Origin of the sequence: Methylophilus sp. 42, from assembly GCF_000384155.1 — a bacterium.
In the GTDB taxonomy this organism is placed as follows: Bacteria; Pseudomonadota; Gammaproteobacteria; order Burkholderiales; family Methylophilaceae; genus Methylophilus.
Window position 1 is genome coordinate 1,661,933 of the sequence record NZ_KB913031.1, and the last position, 16,724, is coordinate 1,678,656.

The 16,724-nt window shown below is 50.0% G+C and carries 15 protein-coding genes; 3 read left to right on the forward strand and 12 right to left on the reverse strand.

Features of this window, described 5'->3' with window-relative positions; translation table 11 throughout:
• The first annotated feature begins 7 nt into the window (after positions 1 to 7).
• Positions 8 to 1,303: an undecaprenyl-phosphate glucose phosphotransferase gene (locus MET42_RS0108135; RefSeq protein ID WP_019882402.1), complete on the forward strand. Its 1,296-nt coding sequence runs from the start codon at positions 8 to 10 to the stop codon at positions 1,301 to 1,303.
• A gap of 54 nt (positions 1,304 to 1,357) precedes the next feature.
• On the opposite strand, the gene MET42_RS0108140 is transcribed toward MET42_RS0108135, so the two are convergent.
• The 9 genes from MET42_RS0108140 to MET42_RS0108180 form a co-directional block, all read right to left on the reverse strand.
• A complete protein-coding gene (locus tag MET42_RS0108140) occupies positions 1,358 to 2,524 on the reverse strand; it encodes a nucleotide sugar dehydrogenase (protein ID WP_019882403.1) in 1,167 nt (388 codons plus the stop codon).
• Between the two features lie 62 nt (positions 2,525 to 2,586).
• Complete coding sequence (gene miaA, locus MET42_RS0108145; RefSeq protein WP_019882404.1) at positions 2,587 to 3,546, reverse strand: tRNA (adenosine(37)-N6)-dimethylallyltransferase MiaA; 960 nt, start codon at positions 3,544 to 3,546, stop codon at positions 2,587 to 2,589.
• 47 nt (positions 3,547 to 3,593) lie between these two features.
• A complete protein-coding gene (locus MET42_RS0108150) occupies positions 3,594 to 3,965 on the reverse strand; it encodes a 4a-hydroxytetrahydrobiopterin dehydratase (protein ID WP_019882405.1) in 372 nt (123 codons plus the stop codon).
• Positions 3,966 to 4,025: 60 nt separating this feature from the next.
• Complete coding sequence (locus MET42_RS0108155; protein ID WP_019882406.1) at positions 4,026 to 4,877, reverse strand: triphosphoribosyl-dephospho-CoA synthase; 852 nt, start codon at positions 4,875 to 4,877, stop codon at positions 4,026 to 4,028.
• Positions 4,874 to 5,785: a RimK family alpha-L-glutamate ligase gene (locus tag MET42_RS0108160; protein WP_019882407.1), complete on the reverse strand. Its 912-nt coding sequence runs from the start codon at positions 5,783 to 5,785 to the stop codon at positions 4,874 to 4,876. The genes MET42_RS0108155 and MET42_RS0108160 overlap by 4 nt, the downstream gene beginning before the upstream one ends.
• A 117-nt stretch (positions 5,786 to 5,902) precedes the next feature.
• Positions 5,903 to 6,877, reverse strand: a complete 975-nt coding sequence (gene mch / locus MET42_RS0108165; protein WP_019882409.1) for a methenyltetrahydromethanopterin cyclohydrolase — start codon at positions 6,875 to 6,877, stop codon at positions 5,903 to 5,905.
• Positions 6,843 to 7,925, reverse strand: a complete 1,083-nt coding sequence (locus MET42_RS0108170; RefSeq protein WP_232411397.1) for an ATP-grasp domain-containing protein — start codon at positions 7,923 to 7,925, stop codon at positions 6,843 to 6,845. The genes mch and MET42_RS0108170 overlap by 35 nt, the downstream gene beginning before the upstream one ends.
• 23 nt (positions 7,926 to 7,948) lie before the next feature.
• Entirely contained in the window at positions 7,949 to 8,842 is an 894-nt protein-coding gene (locus tag MET42_RS0108175) for an NAD(P)-dependent methylenetetrahydromethanopterin dehydrogenase (RefSeq protein WP_019882412.1), read from the reverse strand.
• Between the two features lie 120 nt (positions 8,843 to 8,962).
• Positions 8,963 to 9,937, reverse strand: coding sequence for a hypothetical protein (locus tag MET42_RS0108180; RefSeq protein WP_019882413.1), 975 nt, complete (start codon positions 9,935 to 9,937; stop codon positions 8,963 to 8,965).
• Positions 9,938 to 10,140: 203 nt separating this feature from the next.
• On the opposite strand from MET42_RS0108180, the gene ppsA reads away from it, so the two are divergent.
• Together ppsA and MET42_RS0108190 are read left to right on the forward strand one after the other, a co-directional pair.
• Positions 10,141 to 12,513: a phosphoenolpyruvate synthase gene (gene ppsA, locus MET42_RS0108185; RefSeq protein ID WP_029512372.1), complete on the forward strand. Its 2,373-nt coding sequence runs from the start codon at positions 10,141 to 10,143 to the stop codon at positions 12,511 to 12,513.
• Between the two features lie 41 nt (positions 12,514 to 12,554).
• Entirely contained in the window at positions 12,555 to 13,358 is an 804-nt protein-coding gene (locus tag MET42_RS0108190; protein WP_019882415.1) for a pyruvate, water dikinase regulatory protein, read from the forward strand.
• 59 nt (positions 13,359 to 13,417) lie between these two features.
• On the opposite strand, the gene MET42_RS0108195 is transcribed toward MET42_RS0108190, so the two are convergent.
• From MET42_RS0108195 to pqqE, 3 genes are all read right to left on the reverse strand, one after another.
• A complete protein-coding gene (locus MET42_RS0108195) occupies positions 13,418 to 14,104 on the reverse strand; it encodes a hypothetical protein (RefSeq protein WP_019882416.1) in 687 nt (228 codons plus the stop codon).
• A gap of 132 nt (positions 14,105 to 14,236) precedes the next feature.
• A complete protein-coding gene (locus MET42_RS0108200; RefSeq protein WP_019882417.1) occupies positions 14,237 to 15,451 on the reverse strand; it encodes a multidrug effflux MFS transporter in 1,215 nt (404 codons plus the stop codon).
• A gap of 77 nt (positions 15,452 to 15,528) precedes the next feature.
• Positions 15,529 to 16,710: a pyrroloquinoline quinone biosynthesis protein PqqE gene (gene pqqE / locus MET42_RS0108205; RefSeq protein WP_019882418.1), complete on the reverse strand. Its 1,182-nt coding sequence runs from the start codon at positions 16,708 to 16,710 to the stop codon at positions 15,529 to 15,531.
• Between the last annotated feature and the right edge of the window lie 14 nt (positions 16,711 to 16,724).

Sequence of the window (16,724 nt, forward strand, 5' to 3'; positions counted from 1 at the left end):
CTTTTTTATGTGGGGCATTTTTATTTATTTCGAAGACAGAATTCCTATCTCTATCTTCTTCACCTCGATATTGCTGTTTTCGGTGACTTTTCCTAGCGGTGCAAAAATTCGCCTGGGATTTTGGAAAATGGTGCGGGATGTCATTTTTCAATGGCTTTTGCTTGCGGGCATGGTGCTTGTATTTGCTCGGATTACGGGCTACATCACGCTGTATACCCCAGAAATTATATACACCTGGTTAATAGGAACGCCGATCGCCCAGATTCTTGCGTTAACGGCGCTAAAGGAGCTCTCTCCGTTCTTTATCAGCCTGCAGGGCCCTATCAAAAATGCAGTCATTATCGGCCTCAATGAACAAGGCCTGGCCGTAGCAAACAACTTGCTGGCAGATGAGTATAGCCGGGTTTCCGTATTGGGGTTCTTTGAGGATCGTGCCCCGGAGCGTGCGCCGCAAGACCATGGCTTTGAAATTCTGGGCGCCCTGACGGACATTCCTGCCTATTGCAAAAGCAACCAGATTCATACGATCTATATTGCGTTGCCAATGTCTAGTCACCCGCGTATTTTGAAATTGTTGGATGATTTAAAAGACACCACCGCTTCCATCTACTTTGTGCCGGATATTTTCGTCACAGACTTGATTCAAGGCCGTGTGTCTGACGTCAATGGCATTCCGGTAGTGTCGGTATGTGAAACACCTTTTACCGGCGTGGATGGTTTAATTAAACGCACAGCAGATATTTTGTTCTCGCTGTTTGTACTGATATTGATTTCACCTATCTTGTTAGGGGTCGCCTTAGGGGTGAAACTCACCTCCCCTGGCCCCATTATTTTCAAGCAACGGCGCTATGGTTTGGATGGTGAGGAAATTCTGGTCTATAAGTTCCGTTCAATGACTGTTACGGAAGATGGCGTTACAGTCACTCAGGCAACAAGGAATGACCAGAGAATTACTCCGCTGGGTGCCTTCCTGCGTAAATCATCATTAGATGAGTTGCCGCAGTTTATTAATGTGTTGCAAGGACGCATGAGTGTCGTTGGCCCACGCCCGCATGCCGTGGCGCATAACGAAGAGTACCGCAAGCTGATTAAAGGCTATATGGTGCGTCATAAGGTAAAACCGGGCATTACCGGCTGGGCACAGGTCAATGGCTTCCGTGGCGAAACCGACACGCTGGAAAAGATGGAGCAGCGCGTGCACTATGACCTGGAGTATTTACGCAATTGGAGCCCGCGTCTGGACATGCTGATCGTGGCTAAAACAGCCTGGTTAACCATCGTCGGCCAGGATGGTGCTTATTAGCAATAAGCGCATAGCGTTAAACAATGCCCGCCTCATAATGGCGGGCATTTTTATTTAATCAAGTCCAAATAGATCTCGGGTGTAGACTTTACTCATCACATCCTCTAACTCATTTGTTTTTCGGTTAGTGACAATCACATCAGCCACTTGTTTAAAGTGGTTTAAGTCACTTATCACCTTGGAGTGATAAAACTCTTCAGCCTCCAATGCAGGTTCATAAACAACCACCTCAATGCCACGCGCTTTTATGCGCTTCATAATGCCCTGAATAGACGATGCCCTGAAATTATCTGAGCCTGTTTTCATCGCCAGTCGATAGATACCTACCACCTTGGGGTTTTGTTTAATAATACTCATAGCAACAAAATCTTTGCGCGTCGTATTGGCATCCACAATGGCATTGATGAGGTTCTGCGGTACCTGCGAGTAATTTGCTAACAATTGCTTGGTATCTTTAGGCAAACAGTAGCCGCCATAGCCAAATGATGGGTTGTTGTAGTGATTGCCAATACGTGGATCCATACAAACGCCTTCAATAATCTGGCGCGTATTCAAATTATGTGTCTCGGCATAAGTGTCCAGCTCGTTAAAATAAGCGACACGCATGGCAAGAAAGGTATTGGCAAACAACTTGATAGCTTCGGCCTCGGAGCTATTGGTTAACAGGACAGGTGTATCTGGCTTGAGGCTGCTATCTTTAAGTAAGTTGGCAAACTTCTGTGCTCGCTCAGACACCTCGCCAACCACAATGCGCGATGGATGCAAGTTATCGTATAGCGCTTTGCCTTCACGTAAAAACTCCGGCGAGAAAATCAAGTTGCCACAGTTGAGCTTGGCACGGATTTTTTCAGTATAGCCAACAGGAACCGTCGACTTGATTACCATGACTGCCTCAGGGTTGATGGCCATCACATCTTTAATCACCGCCTCAACAGATTTTGTATTGAAGTAATTGGTTTCTGCATCGTAATCGGTGGGGGTAGCAATTACCACAAACTCGGCATTTGTATAGGCTTCGTTTTTATCAGTAGTTGCTTTGAAGTTTAATGATTTGTTAACCAAGAAATCTTCAATTTCATGATCAGCAATAGGAGATTTCTTTTGGTTAAGTAGTGCCACTTTCTCCGCCACAATATCCAGCGCAACAATTTCATTTTTTTGCGCTAACAAAACCGCAAGCGACAAGCCCACATAACCAGTACCAGCAATAGCAATTTTCATTAGGACAGCTCACAGATCATTAATAAAAAATTCACAGATAGTAACAATATAAAATATTTATGTTATTTAATTAGAATATGTGATGCCATTGCATTCAACATTCCCCCCACCCAATCCGTACGCAAGCAATCCAATATATTTACATCGCCCATGCCACGTAGCCAGGTGAGTTGGCGTTTAGCGAGCTGGCGAGTGGCGTATACACCATGCTCACCCAAAGTTGGTAAATCAATATCACCATTCAAATATTGCAACGCTTGCCGGTAACCAACGCAGCGCATACTGGGACTATCCACAGTGAGTTGCGGATACTCAAGCAACAAGCTTTTTACCTCATCCACAAAGCCATGCTTGAGCATGATCTGAAAGCGTTCGGCAATGCGCTGATGCAAGACACCGCGATCACTTGGCATCAAGGCAAGTTTAAGGATATTGAACGGTAGCGATACTTTTTGCGACTGCGCACGTAAAGCACTCATGGATTTACCGCTGATGCGATAAACCTCTAATGCGCGTTCTATGCGCTGCGAGTCTGTGGTGTGAATCTTGGCAGCAACTGCCGGATCGATGCTAGCCAATTGCGCATGCATTGCTGGCCAGCCTACAGCATTCGCCTCCGCTTCAATCTGGGCGCGGATGGTTAAATCCGCTTCAGGCAGATCACTCAGGCCATGTTGCAAGGCATTGAAATACAACATAGTGCCACCGACCAGCACTGGGATACGACCATGAGCAGTCGCTGTATGCATCAGTGCCAGGGCATCTTTGGCAAATTGTGCCGCGGAGTATTGTTCCAGCGGTGAAATAAGGTCAATCAAGTGATGCGGCGCCTGGCGCAAGGTCTCGGCGTCGGGTTTAGCAGTGCCGATATCCATGCCGCGATACACCAGTGCGGAATCAACACTGATAATTTCAACCGGAAAGCGCTGTGCTAAAGCAATGGTCGCCGCGGTTTTACCGCTAGCGGTGGGACCCATTAAAAAGATTGCCGGTGGCAAACCGGCATGATGATTGGTGTTCATGCAGTTGAAACTGGGCTAACGAAAACTATTGACGCAGAATACTGAAACTAATCGTATTTGACGTAGCTGAAGCGCAGGTCACTCTCTGGCGTACCTTCCAGTGCAGAGCCTGCTTGTAACTGCGGCTGCCATTGCACTACCTCTTCAATTTTGCGTGCCAGTTCGATGTCTTTCATCGTAATGCCTTTGGCGCTGTGTGTGCACAGTTTGACGATGACGAAGGCATAGGACACGGTTAAGTCTGGATGATGCCAGGCAGCTTCGGCCAGATGACCAACGGTGTTGACCACCATCAGTGTGCCCTTCCAGCTGTTGGTTTTATATTTACGGCGGATCCAGCCATCCTCATACACCCAATGCGGTAATGATTCAGAAAAATGTTGCTGGATTTCTTGCTCGGTGAGTACCTGATCGGTCATAACGCCCTCCTGACTATAGGCTACTAAAGCGTTACAGTATACCTCAGCTCGCCGTCGAGCTTAAGCGCGGCTTTCTTTCAGTAATGAAAGCATGGCGGTGATCACCGTCAGGTCGGCACTGGTGCCTGGATTAATCTTTTCCTGCTTGAGTGACTGATCCCATTTTAGTAAATCAGGCATGTAGTGTTTCGGGTTCTCCAGGGCAACAAAGGCCTGGTAATGCACACCGGCGGCCAGCTGTACTTCTACTGCTCTGGCCTGGCCATATTTTCTGGCGATATGGCTGTCTGGTACGCTCGCCAGCCAATATAAATAAACGGCCGTTAATGCCCAGGCAGGTCGCTGCCAGCGTTGGTAACAATCAGTGTAAAGTGGTATCGCAGCCGTAAAAATACTGGCATAGCCATCCGCATACTGGCGTGCCAGCATGTCATTCGCGCTCGCTAATTGCATAGCTTCCAGCAAGGTGATTTGCGGCGCCTGTGATACATCATGTTCGTCTCGCTGACCCATGCCGGCCGGGCTGACCAGGCGGATGCCCTCATAGACCGAGGCTGCATCGTCCACGGTGGTTTGCTGTAACACTTGCTGTAAACCTGCTGACAGCGATAACTGTGGATATTGCAGGTAAGCTTGTACCACTGGGGCCGCCAGCAAAACAATGCCCAAATTGGTATTGCAGCCTACTTTGGCGTGGGTCGCCTGCAAAGCGTGCAAAATACGCTGGCCCAGTGTCCTGCTGCCGAATAGCTGATCATCACACAATGCTGGCGCAGAAACTTCGGCGCTATGGATAAAGTCCTGCACCCGCATGCCATGGCCATCGGCAAAGATATGCACATTGCCAGGCTTGAGGGCTTCCAGTTCGGCCAGGCAGGCGTTCAGGTAGGCTTGCTGTACGGCTGCGCTCATGGCTGGCCTTCTGCCACGTTGGCCAATTGCAGTAAATCATTCACCAATACATCGGCAATCTCAAAATGGGTAATGCTTTGCAGGCCGCGCCAGGCTGGAATACTGTTGACTTCGATCACCCATAACTTGCCATGTTTATCGCGCATCACATCTACGCCAGCATAATCAATGCCGACAGCCTGCGCAGCTTTGACGCCAATGTCAGCCACATCGACCTCATCACATGCGCTGCAGCGTGCACCACGCGCCACGTTATGCAGCCAGCTATCGCCCTGCCGTTTCATGACTGCAATGGGCTCGCCGCGCACTACAAATACGCGGTAATCATGTTGATAAGGGCCGCAATCAATCTTCTCTTGCAGGTAATAAACGCCATCGACGAACTGGTCTTGCGGCAGCGCAAACTGAGCGCGTGTTTCGATTAAGCGTACGCCCTTGCCTTGTGAACCGAATAGCGGCTTGATCACCAGAGTTTTCCCGGTATCCAGCGCTTGCTGCATAATGCTATGCGCCACGTCACGGTGCTCGCACACCCAGGTATTAGGCGTGGCCACGCCCTGCTCAACCAGCAATTGGCTGGTCAGGCCTTTGTCCACCGTGGTTTCAATGGCACGCGCGTGGTTATAAATGGTCATCCCCTGGCGTTGCAAGGTATGCAAAAGATTCATGCGCGTGATAATTTGCTGCGTAGTACCGGCAGCGACACCACGTACAAATGCCAATGGTGCGCACTGACTCAAACCGGGAATATGTACAGTGACCTGCTGTTGAGCAATACTGATATGGCAACTATCGAGTGACACCATATGTGCATGCCAGCCGCGGCGTGCAAATGCCTGTGCCAGGCTTTGGCCATGCCAGCCACCAGCCTGGGCCACTTCGTCAGTGAAAATGGGAATAACTTGCATAAGGCAGTTTCTAAAAAATAACGCGGGCACATTGCATCTAATGCATTGTATCCCGCGCTTTTATTACTCGTGTGTGTATTTCTTTAGGGTGTATATTTCTTTAGTAAAACTTTAAATTTAACTACCAAATGATTGATTCAAAAGGTCTTCGTTGAATTTTCCGGCAAAGAATGTTTTGCCTGATTTAAGGTTGGTCACGCTTACTTTGGCTGGCGAGAACAACATCGGGTCAATCTGATAAAAGTCCATGTTCACCGCTTTAAACACGTCGGCAAATGGGCGGCCATAGTCTTTAGAGGATGACGAAGGTAATTGTTGAGCCAACTGCTCAGCAGCGGCATCGTCAGTATTGACGAACAGCTGCACAAAACCACCAAACAGGATGGCGTCATTGGTACGGCCCATGCCGACAATAAAGTCTGGCGATGGCGCAGGGATAGGTGCAACGCCATAGCCATCGACAATGGCACTCAAGTCAAAATGCAAGGTATGACATTTGTGCAATGCAACCTCCAGCACGCGCGCGGTCACTTGCAGTGAACCGGCAACGCTGCGTGTGGGCGTCAGAATAAAAGTCAGCTTGTTGGCGGGTAAACCGGTGTCCCTGGCCACTTTTTCAATTACTTGCACTGGCGGCACTTTATCGGTTTCCAGTACTAATACCGTTTGTTCGCCTTTGTCGCTGTAGTTGATGTCCTTAAACACCTCTTCGCGCTGTGCAATGGCACGGGCAGGGCCACTACCGAGTGAGAAAAACTTTTCGTGTGACAATGCCCAGCCGGCATATTGACTGCCCAGGCAGGCAATCACCGGCTGTTTGGCCGTCACCACGACACTCAGTGGCCAGTTGGCAAACTGTGGCACATGGCGCAAAGCGACGCTACCCAAGCCACCCATGCAAATTTCGGCAATAATACGGCCAGCTTCCAGCCCGCCCGGCGCCTGAATGCCGGCGTCAACGATGGTCGCGCCGCTTTCATGCGTAGATACCGCACAGCCCAGGGCTGGTGCGTTGGCAATCAGCTCGGCCACCAGCGGTGCACTATACTGCTGTACGCTAATGGATGTTGAATTCGATGTTGTCACAGACATAAGTCCCCCATAATTTTTCTAAACGTGTTTTTTTATCCAGCAAAGCCTGTTGTACTTCGCGGTCTGATTGCCCTTCTGCATAGACACTGCAAATGGGTTGCCCGGCAGTGATATTGCCACCACAAGGCCTGTCTTCCAGCCAGTCTGGAAAGCTTAACTGGCTGACATCTATCGTTTTTCTCGCATACATGATGCAATGACTTGCCGCGTTTGTTTGTTGCGCTAGCGCAGGCACAGCCTCATGCAGGCAACTGGCTATATGCGCTTGTATTAATGGCAGCGCCATATATAAACGCATACTGGCACTCAGCCTTGGATTGACTTCAATGACATGTAAAGTGCCCTCATGCCAAATCGCATCAATACTATTGATGCCAACCAAACCTAATGCTGGCACCAGTGCCTGCAATACATGATTTGCGGCTTCATATAGCAACGCATCATGCAAGCGCGTGGCGCCAGCATAAGCGTAACTGTCTGCATGTTGCCTGAGTGCATGCACACCTATCAAGGTGACAGACTGCGCATGCGCTAAAAATAATATACCTATTGCCTGCCCCGGCTGGAATGCTTGCCAGTAGCCACGCTCAACTTCATCCATCTCGGATTGCCAATGTTGTACATGGCTGCCACCGCACTGCCCTGCCTGCTTATATAACCACTGCCCTGTTGCTGGTTGAGTGTCAGTAATTGACGGCGACTGCACACTATGTACATTGCAACATGCCTTTAGCCATTGCGGGGTTTTCACACGACCAACCGTTGCGGGCAGATTAGCGAGTAAAGCATAACGGGCAGACAACACATGGTAGCTTGCCAGATTGGCTTCCAATCCCGAGCCGATCAAGACTGCATCGGGCTGAAAAGCATCTAATGCTGCAAACAAACCTGCCATTTCATCGCCAGGCTGCTGTTCGCATAGACCTGGCCATTGATATACCGATTGTGCGGCCTGCCGCGTATCCGCATCTGCAAACGCATCGACGGCGAATACGCTAAATCCCTCTTGTTGCGCCATCTGGCTATAGATGCGCGCACTTTGAGACAAGATTGCCAGCCGCAAGAATCACCTTATTCTACGTGCGCACAGGCATATTCATAGGCCTGATGGTAATCAATATGCATCGGGCTTTCGCTTTGCAACATCTGCTCCAGCAATTTGTTCTGTGTGACATACTTCAGTTGACCAATGGCCAACGCGCCAAACCCTGCTACTTGCGTACCCTCAATCAGGCCGCCATTAGAGAAGGTATCGACACCCTCAATCCCGGAGGGCGGCACGGCGTTAACATCAGCCACGACTTTCAGCGTTTTGGAGTTGGCAAACTGGGCCACTTCCAGCACACGAATGCCTGCTGGTGTTGCGCACAACGCAACGGTTGCTTCATTTAAGACGGCAATTTTGGCGGCTTCAGTACTGCCATCAACGACTTGTAATGTCACGCCATAGCTGGAGGACAATTTATCCACATAGGCTTGCATGCTCTCTACGCCAGCATGCGCCACCATAAATACCGTCGATCCCTGGCGGGCAGCAATCAATGCGGCGGTGGAGCCAACAGTGCCACTGGCACCAAAAATAGCGATTTTTTCTTTGCCCAGGCCGCTGCCAGATTTTTGCAAATAGAAATCAACCTTGGCCAGCATGGCGGCCGCGGTGGTAAATGCACCAGAAGGATCAGAGAATGTGTGACATTCAAATGGCTTAAACATGGCACTGCGTGCCTGTTTCTGCATTTCGAGAGCAACCTGGATATCGCGGCCACCAAAGAACAGCGCCTGTTGCTTTAAACCACTCGGACTGCGGGAGAAAATCGCATCTTGCGTCAGCGCAACGATTTCATTCAAGGTCACATCGGTGTAAGAAATAATTTTTTCGTAGCCGGCATCAAACGCCATATTCACATCAAATGGGCTGGCATTTTTTGCGGCTGTAAACAAATGCATAATACTGGTTTTTTTCATTATTCCCCCCCGGAACCGTTCGTTAATCAAACCTACAGCCAATATACACACTTCCAGCGCAGTTCAAAATAAAGAGTAGACCGTGAAAATCATAACTTTTCAAAATTATCTTAAAAAGTTTTAATTTGCCACATCTTCTATCTTAATACATGCAGGCTGATTCACTGCCGCGCTGACCAGAAAACCGAGCGTGGTCTGCTCGGCATATTCTTTAAAGAGTTGCATTTGCATGCCGACCGCCTCGGCACGCGATGGGAGCAGCACAAAACCGGTCGGCCCCCAGGAGGTTTGCCCGACACCGGCATAGCCCTGCTGCTGCAATGTTTGCAAGATACCGGCGACCGCTTTGCTGGCATAGGCGCCGCCTTGTGCAGGCGCAAAGTACTCAGCATTATAGGCTTGCAGTGCACCGATAAACTGGCTGAACCCGGCAAAGTCTTGCTCGATGAGTGCTGGCAGGCCCAGGCTCAATAACTGTTGCTGTATCGCTTGTGTGGCCGCCAATGATTGTGGTGCCAACTGTTTGAATGCGGTTTTCTCGCCTTGTCCGTGCAGGCCATCGCGACTGTTGTCCATAATCAATAAAAAATGCCAGTCGGACGGAAACGCATGGCGCGCCAGCATAGGTGGCACTATCGTCTGCGCATTGCGGCCACCATCAATCACCAAACCACCATGTTCAAACGTGGCGATGCCTATGCCTGAACGGGCGCCACGCTGGTGAATCGCAGCAATCGCGGCGGCTTCTACTGGTCTATCTAATAAACTGTTGGCTGCTGCGCCTAACGCCAGGGCCATTTGTGTGCCTGAGCCCAGGCCGCCATGACGTGGAATCGCCTGTTGAATGGTCACGTTCAGCTCGGCATGCGTTTCGCAGGCAGCTAAATGGCGTTGCAATATGACAGAGGCCCATGGATCCAATGCCAGCTGTTGCGGGCCGCCACTGATGCTTAATGAAGTTTGAAAGGCATCAATCGCGACGCCGACGCTGCCAAACTGACGTTGAGTCTCTCGACTCAAGTTGAAAAAACCGAGATGTAGGCGACCATAAGTGGTCACAGTGACCGTGCGCTCTGCGGGAATTACTGCATTCATGGCGTTTTATTATATTGATGCTAAAAAAAATGAATTGCCACCCTTACGGCGACGTGACATTAAAACATGATTTTGGCATAATGACCGCTATAAAAGTCATTCTGTAATCAGACGATGTCCGGCAAACAGCCTCTATTTATCGAATTCAATCCGTTGCATTCCGCGATAGATTACCACCAGTTTTAAATAATTAAGGGTTTTATATGGTAAGTCATGTTATTCCATTTGAGAATCTACGAAACACTGATGTGCCGTCCGTAGGGGGCAAAAATGCTTCTTTGGGCGAAATGATTTCTCAACTCACAGCCAAGGGCGTACGCGTACCTACCGGCTTTGCGACCACCGCGGATGCTTATCGTGAGTTTTTGGCACAAGGTGGATTAAACAACAAGATCAACGACTTGCTTGATAAACTGAATGCAGACGACACCCAGGAATTGGCCCGTGTTGGTTCACAAATTCGCCAGTGGATTATGGAAGCCGAGTTTCCACAAGCGCTGCAAACAGCGATTGCTGAAAACTATGCCAAACTGATTGAAAGATCAGCACAAGGCACTACCTTCGCGGTGCGTTCATCTGCGACGGCAGAAGACTTGCCGGATGCCTCTTTCGCCGGTCAGCAAGAGTCTTTCCTGAATATCCATGGCCTGGAAAACATTAACCACGCCATTAAAGAAGTATTTGCTTCTTTGTATAACGACCGTGCGATCTCCTACCGCGTACACAAAGGCTTTGTGCATGCAGATGTGGCTTTGTCCGCAGGCGTGCAACAAATGGTGCGTTCAGACATCGGCTGTGCCGGTGTGATGTTTACCATTGACACTGAATCTGGTCACCGCGATGTCGCGTTCATCACCTCCTCTTATGGTTTAGGTGAAACCGTGGTACAAGGCGCCGTCAACCCGGATGAGTTCTATGTGCATAAACCATTGCTGGCACAAGGCAAGCCAGCCATCGTCCGCCGTACTATGGGTTCAAAACTGATCAAAATGATCTTTTCTGATGCTACCCAGGCAGGTAAATCCACGCATACCGTGGACGTTGATGCTGCAGAAAGCAATCGTTACTCCCTGACAGACGCAGATATTCTGGAACTGGCTAGCTACGCGATGACGATTGAGCAACACTATGGCTGCCCAATGGACATTGAGTGGGGTAAAAACGGCCTGGATAACAAGCTGTACATCCTGCAAGCACGTCCTGAGACAGTAAAATCGCAAGAAGCGGCTAAAAACGTGACCGAAACCTTCAAACTGCAAAAGCACTCTTCAGTGCCTGTGGTTGCCGGCCGTGCCGTGACGCAGAAAGTAGGCGTGGGCCCGGTACGTATCGTGCTGGATCCGGCCGATATGCATGAAGTTCAACCAGGCGACGTGCTGGTTGCCGACATGACCGACCCTAACTGGGAACCCGTGATGAAGCGTGCCAGCGCACTGGTGACCAACCGTGGCGGCCGTACCTGCCATGCGGCGATTATTGCGCGTGAACTGGGTATCCCGGCGATTGTCGGCTCAGTGAATGCCACAGATTTGCTGCGTGATGGCGAAATGGTGACAGTGTCTTGTGCTGAAGGTGAAACTGGTTTTGTTTACCATGGCGCCCTGGACTTCGAAGTGTCTACGCAATCTAACAGCGCACTGGCAAAACCACCTTGCAAGATCATGATGAACGTCGGCAACCCTGACATGGCGTTTACCTTTGCTCAAACACCAAACGATGGTGTAGGCCTGGCACGTTTGGAGTTCGTAATTAACAACATGGTTGGCATTCACCCGAAAGCCATCTTGAATGTCGATGCCATGCCAGCGGCCATTCAGGCAACGATCAAAAACCGTGCACGTGGCTATGCCAGCCCAAAACAGTTTTATATTGATAAAGTGACAGAGGGTGTCGCAACCATTGCGGCCGCTTTCTATCCAAAACCAGTGATTGTACGTACGTCAGACTTCAAGTCTAACGAGTACAAAAAACTGGTTGGCGGTGACATTTATGAGCCGGATGAAGAAAACCCGATGATCGGTTTCCGTGGTGCGGCGCGTTATATGGCAGAAGACTTTAAAGAGTGCTTTGCCATGGAATGCCAGGCCATGAAAAAAGTGCGCGATGAACTGGGCCTGACCAACGTTGAGTTGATGATCCCATTTGTACGTACGTTGGAAGAAGCACGTGCCGTGACTGAAATCATGGCAGAGAACGGCCTCAAACGCGGTGAAAACGGCCTGCGCCTGATCATGATGTGTGAAATCCCGGCCAATGCCTTGCTGGCAGAACAGTTCCTGGAATACTTCGATGGTTTCTCCATCGGCTCTAACGACCTGACCCAGCTGACATTAGGCATGGACCGTGACTCCGGCATTTTGGCAGACGGGTTTGACGAGCGTAACGATGCGGTGAAAGTATTGCTGAAAATGGCGATCAACACCTGTAACCGCTTAGGCAAATACGTCGGCATTTGTGGTCAGGGCCCTTCTGACCATGAAGACTTTGCCGAATGGCTGGTGGCTGAGGGCATCCAGTCTGTGTCACTCAACCCTGACACAGTGGTTGCCACTTGGCAGCGTTTGACCAAGAAGTAAACCTAGGTAGTAAACTTTAGCAATCAACTCAAGGCGTTACCATGAATCACCGTTCTGTTTTTATTATTTCTGATGGCACGGGGATTACAGCTGGCGCCTTGAGCAAACTGCTGGAACACTTTCCGAATACCAAGTTCACCACTACTCGCCTGCCCTTCACGGACAATGACGAGAAAGTGCAAGCCGCTTTTGAGCATATCCAGAAGGTGGCTGCCCAGGATGGTATTCGCCCGATTGTGATTATGTCTGTCGGCAATGGCGAACACCGCAATCACCTCAAGCAGGCCAATGCCTACTTTATTGATTTATTCCACCGTTTTATTTACCCGCTAGGCTCGGAGCTTAATCAGGAGCCACTGACGGGTGCCAGCATTGCGTATAGCGCCATGGGCAACAGCTACTCTGAGCGCATGGAAGCCATTAATTTCACGCTCAATCATGATGACGGCATGACCAATACCGGTCTGGATGAAGCTGAAGTGATTCTGATTGGTGTGTCCCGCTGCGGTAAAACACCGACCAGCATTTACCTGGCCATGCAGTTTGGCATTAAAGCGGCCAACTACCCATTGATTCCAGAAGACTTTGAACGTGGCGCCTTACCTGCGGCTTTGCAAAAAAATATCGACAAGATTTTTGGCCTGACCATCAAGCCCGAGCGTTTGCACTCTGTGCGTAACGAACGCCGCCCTGATAGTTTTTATGCCTCACTGGATAACTGCCGCAAGGAAATTGAAATTGCTGAAGGCATGATGCGCAGTGCAGGCATTCCCTGGGCAGACTCCACCAGTCGTTCAATTGAAGAACTCTCTGCGCTGATCCTGCAAAAAATTCGCCAGCGCTAAGGCTGGCGTTTTTTAAACCCTGACGGCGGCTTCTCGCCGCCTGACTTATCATGCAAACATTACGCTGCCATCGCCATTTCACGCATTGGCGCTGCTTGCACTCTTGCAGTTTGTGGTTTCAACATATCCCCACGCCAAAAGTAATAAAACTCACGACAAACACTGAGGAAAGTGTGCTGTGAACCCAGCGCATTAAACAATGGCAGGTTTCTGTCCACCATCTGGCGGTAACTATGGGATTGTTTGTGCGAAATATGGCGTAGCGACAGCAGCAGGCATTTTGCCATGCGCATGCGTTCTTTAAATACCGCGGGTTCAAAACCGCGAACCAGCGTGACTTGTTCAAAAGCATCCATGACTTGTGTTTCGTGGCGAGTCATCGCCGTCTTATCCAAATCATACCAATGCTTGAATAATTCATCCTGCGTGACCATGGCGACAGGCGTGCTGCCATTAAATACTTTGGCCTGGCTCATGGCCGCAATGGCTTTGATATCGCGTACCCAGAATGAGAAAAATTCGCGAATCACCGGCAAAATACTTGGAATTTCAGCAGGATCAATGCTGGCAATAAAACGGTCGACCGCATGTCGATAATGGCTGCCATCACAAGGAATATCTTTCAGGAAAGCACTGACACGAATAATGATGAACTCGCGCTGTACCAGCACACGCTCACTCACACCCTGCCCGGTCAGCAACTTGACGTAAGCTTTTTGAGCTTCTTCTTCTCTGGTCATTTCCATGATTGACTCCCTTGTCGATTCTGAATAATGTCCTGCAAGCTCGCAGGCATTGACAGCTTTATATTAAAACAGGCAGTCCTTGTTCAAACATGTAATGAAATCGGTAAATGCCCCATATTTCAGGGCTTGCGCTTAACTGGCGGTCGCTGCGACAGGCGGCTTGGGTTTGCGTGCCAACAGCAGTAACAGGCTGCTAAGCACCGTCATCCCCAGCATGGCGGCCGCCAAGGTGAAGGTCGAGTGCCACACCAAGGGGACAATCAATGCCGAACTCACGGTAGAGCACAGCATTTGCATAAATGCCTGCGCCGAGGCGGCAGTACCGCGCAGGGTCGGATAGCAATCGAGGGCGGCGATGGATAACACAGGCATGGCTGCAGCCATACCCACGTTAAACAAGGCAATCGGTAAAATGGCCAGCCACCAGTCGCTGTGCGTGGTGGTGCTCGCCCACCATTGCACACCCACGTTACAACTGGCAATGAATACCATCCAGGCAAATGCCCAGTACAGAATGCGCGCTGGCGCCACTTTACCCGCTGTATGGCGTGAGATCCATGAGCCTAGCATCATGCCAGTCACCGTAGGAATAAACAGGTAGCCGAATTGCTGGCTGTTTAAATGCAAATGCTTGACCAGGAAAACCGGGCTGGCTAGCACATAAATAAAAAATGCAGAGAAGTTCAAGCCCAGGCAAGCGATGAGGCCAAGAAATACCTTATGCCTCAGCATCTTGCCATAGGTGGCAATAATCCCTTTGACCGAGAATACGATGCGTTTCTCCGGTGTCATCGTCTCCGGCAGATAGCGCACCGCCATCCATAGCGCAATCGCGGCATAGACGGATAGGAAAATGAAAATCGCTTGCCAGTGTATGCCCAGCAAGACGCCGCCTAAAATGGGGGCAACCGCCGGGGCGATGCCGAATAATAACTGTACAGTTGCCATCACCCGTTGCGCTTGTGCACCAGAAAACAGGTCGCGCACCATGGCGCGTGCCACCGTATTGCCCGCCCCGCCACTCACGCCTTGCAAGGCGCGGAACAGCCACAAGGTCTGCACGTTGGGGGCAAATGCACAGCCCAGGCTCGCCAGCGCGAAAATGGCCAGTCCCCATTTAATAGTGGTGATGCGCCCGATAGCATCTGAAATGGCGCCGTGACACAGCGTCATCACGGCATAGGGTAGCAAATACAAGGTCAGGCTCTGCTGGATCGCCAGTTCATCCGTACCAAACTCAGCGGCCATGACATGAAACGCAGGCAGATAGGTGTCTATTGCAAATGGCGCTAACGCAGCCAACCCAGCCAAGACAAGCACCAGGGTAGAAGAACGGGATTTCAACATGAACAACCTTGTAAAAAAGCAAAGGTGCCCTCAGGCACCTTTAAGATTATAAGCCACAATGTCTGCCATGCGCAGCCTTAAGGCAAGGCGTGAAACTGCTCGATTCTTTCCTTGTCACCTTCGACATATTTTTTGGAGTTTTTGTCCGTTCTGAAAATGATGGGCTGCTCACGTACCAACGGATTTTGTGAGTTGATCAACGCTTCATCAATCAAATGGCGATTAGGCGATTTAGTGCATACCGGATCCGCCATTTCAGCATCACCACTTAGCAAGTAGGACTGGCAACGGCAACCACCCAGATCATTTTCTTTTTCGTCACAACTGCGGCAAGGCTCTTTCATCCACTCCATGCCGCGGTATTTGGTAAATGCTGGTGACTCTTTCCAGGCCCATTCCAGGCCATTTTCGCGCACATTCGGGAACGTCATACCGGGTAAGACACGTGCCGAATGGCATGGCAAGACATCGCCATTGGCGGTCACAATCATGAATACCTCACCCCAGCCATTCATACATTTCTTGGGCCGGTCAGCAAAGTAGTCGGGGACGACAAAGAACACCTTCATTTTATTGCCCACACGCTCCCTGAACGCATTGGTAGCCGCTTCCGCGCGATCTAGCTGTTCACGGGTAGGCATCAGTTGGTCACGGTTAACCAGGCTCCAGCCGTAGTACTGCGTATTGGCCAGTTCAACATAATCAGCGCCCAATGCCTCTGCCATTTCGAGAATCTTGCCGACCTGGTCAATGTTATAACGGTGTATGACCACATTTAACACCATCGGATAGCCATGCGATTTAATCATGGCTGCGACCTTTTTCTTCAGCTCGAAAGTACGCGTATTGGTAATAAAGTTGCTGATGTCTTCAGTGACATCGTGCATGGAGAGCTGGATATGGTCCAGGCCGCCTTCTTTAAACGCCTGGATGCGCTTTTCCGTCAGGCCGACACCTGAGGTGATCAGGTTGCTGTAATAGCCTAATTTATGCGCCTCAGCGACAATCTCTTCAATATCATCACGCAACAAAGGTTCGCCGCCAGAAATCCCCAACTGGATGGCACCCATTTTACGCGCATCACGCAAGGCGCTGATCCATTGCTCAGTCGTTAATTCATTTTTGGTGTGCTTGTCATAATCGGTCGGGTTATAACAAAACGCGCAATGTAGCGGACAGCGATAAGTGACCTCAGCCAACAACCATAAAGGCTGTTTCTGTGTGACGCTTGCTGCAACACCATTATTTAACTGTGCCATGATGCCCTCGTTTC

What these genes read in the sequence shown, in the direction of transcription:
- miaA (WP_019882404.1), bottom strand. Translation starts at nt 3,546, where the DNA reads ATGAACACCAATCATCATGCCGGTTTGCCACCGGCAATCTTTTTAATG.
- MET42_RS0108200 (WP_019882417.1), bottom strand. Translation starts at nt 15,451, where the DNA reads ATGTTGAAATCCCGTTCTTCTACCCTGGTGCTTGTCTTGGCTGGGTTG.
- MET42_RS0108155 (WP_019882406.1), bottom strand. Translation starts at nt 4,877, where the DNA reads ATGAGCGCAGCCGTACAGCAAGCCTACCTGAACGCCTGCCTGGCCGAA.
- MET42_RS0108180 (WP_019882413.1), bottom strand. Translation starts at nt 9,937, where the DNA reads ATGAATGCAGTAATTCCCGCAGAGCGCACGGTCACTGTGACCACTTAT.
- MET42_RS0108140 (WP_019882403.1), bottom strand. Translation starts at nt 2,524, where the DNA reads ATGAAAATTGCTATTGCTGGTACTGGTTATGTGGGCTTGTCGCTTGCG.
- pqqE (WP_019882418.1), bottom strand. Translation starts at nt 16,710, where the DNA reads ATGGCACAGTTAAATAATGGTGTTGCAGCAAGCGTCACACAGAAACAG.
- MET42_RS0108135 (WP_019882402.1), top strand. Translation starts at nt 8, where the DNA reads ATGTGGGGCATTTTTATTTATTTCGAAGACAGAATTCCTATCTCTATC.
- MET42_RS0108160 (WP_019882407.1), bottom strand. Translation starts at nt 5,785, where the DNA reads ATGCAAGTTATTCCCATTTTCACTGACGAAGTGGCCCAGGCTGGTGGC.
- mch (WP_019882409.1), bottom strand. Translation starts at nt 6,877, where the DNA reads ATGTCTGTGACAACATCGAATTCAACATCCATTAGCGTACAGCAGTAT.
- MET42_RS0108150 (WP_019882405.1), bottom strand. Translation starts at nt 3,965, where the DNA reads ATGACCGATCAGGTACTCACCGAGCAAGAAATCCAGCAACATTTTTCT.
- MET42_RS0108175 (WP_019882412.1), bottom strand. Translation starts at nt 8,842, where the DNA reads ATGAAAAAAACCAGTATTATGCATTTGTTTACAGCCGCAAAAAATGCC.
- MET42_RS0108190 (WP_019882415.1), top strand. Translation starts at nt 12,555, where the DNA reads ATGAATCACCGTTCTGTTTTTATTATTTCTGATGGCACGGGGATTACA.
- MET42_RS0108195 (WP_019882416.1), bottom strand. Translation starts at nt 14,104, where the DNA reads ATGGAAATGACCAGAGAAGAAGAAGCTCAAAAAGCTTACGTCAAGTTG.
- ppsA (WP_029512372.1), top strand. Translation starts at nt 10,141, where the DNA reads ATGGTAAGTCATGTTATTCCATTTGAGAATCTACGAAACACTGATGTG.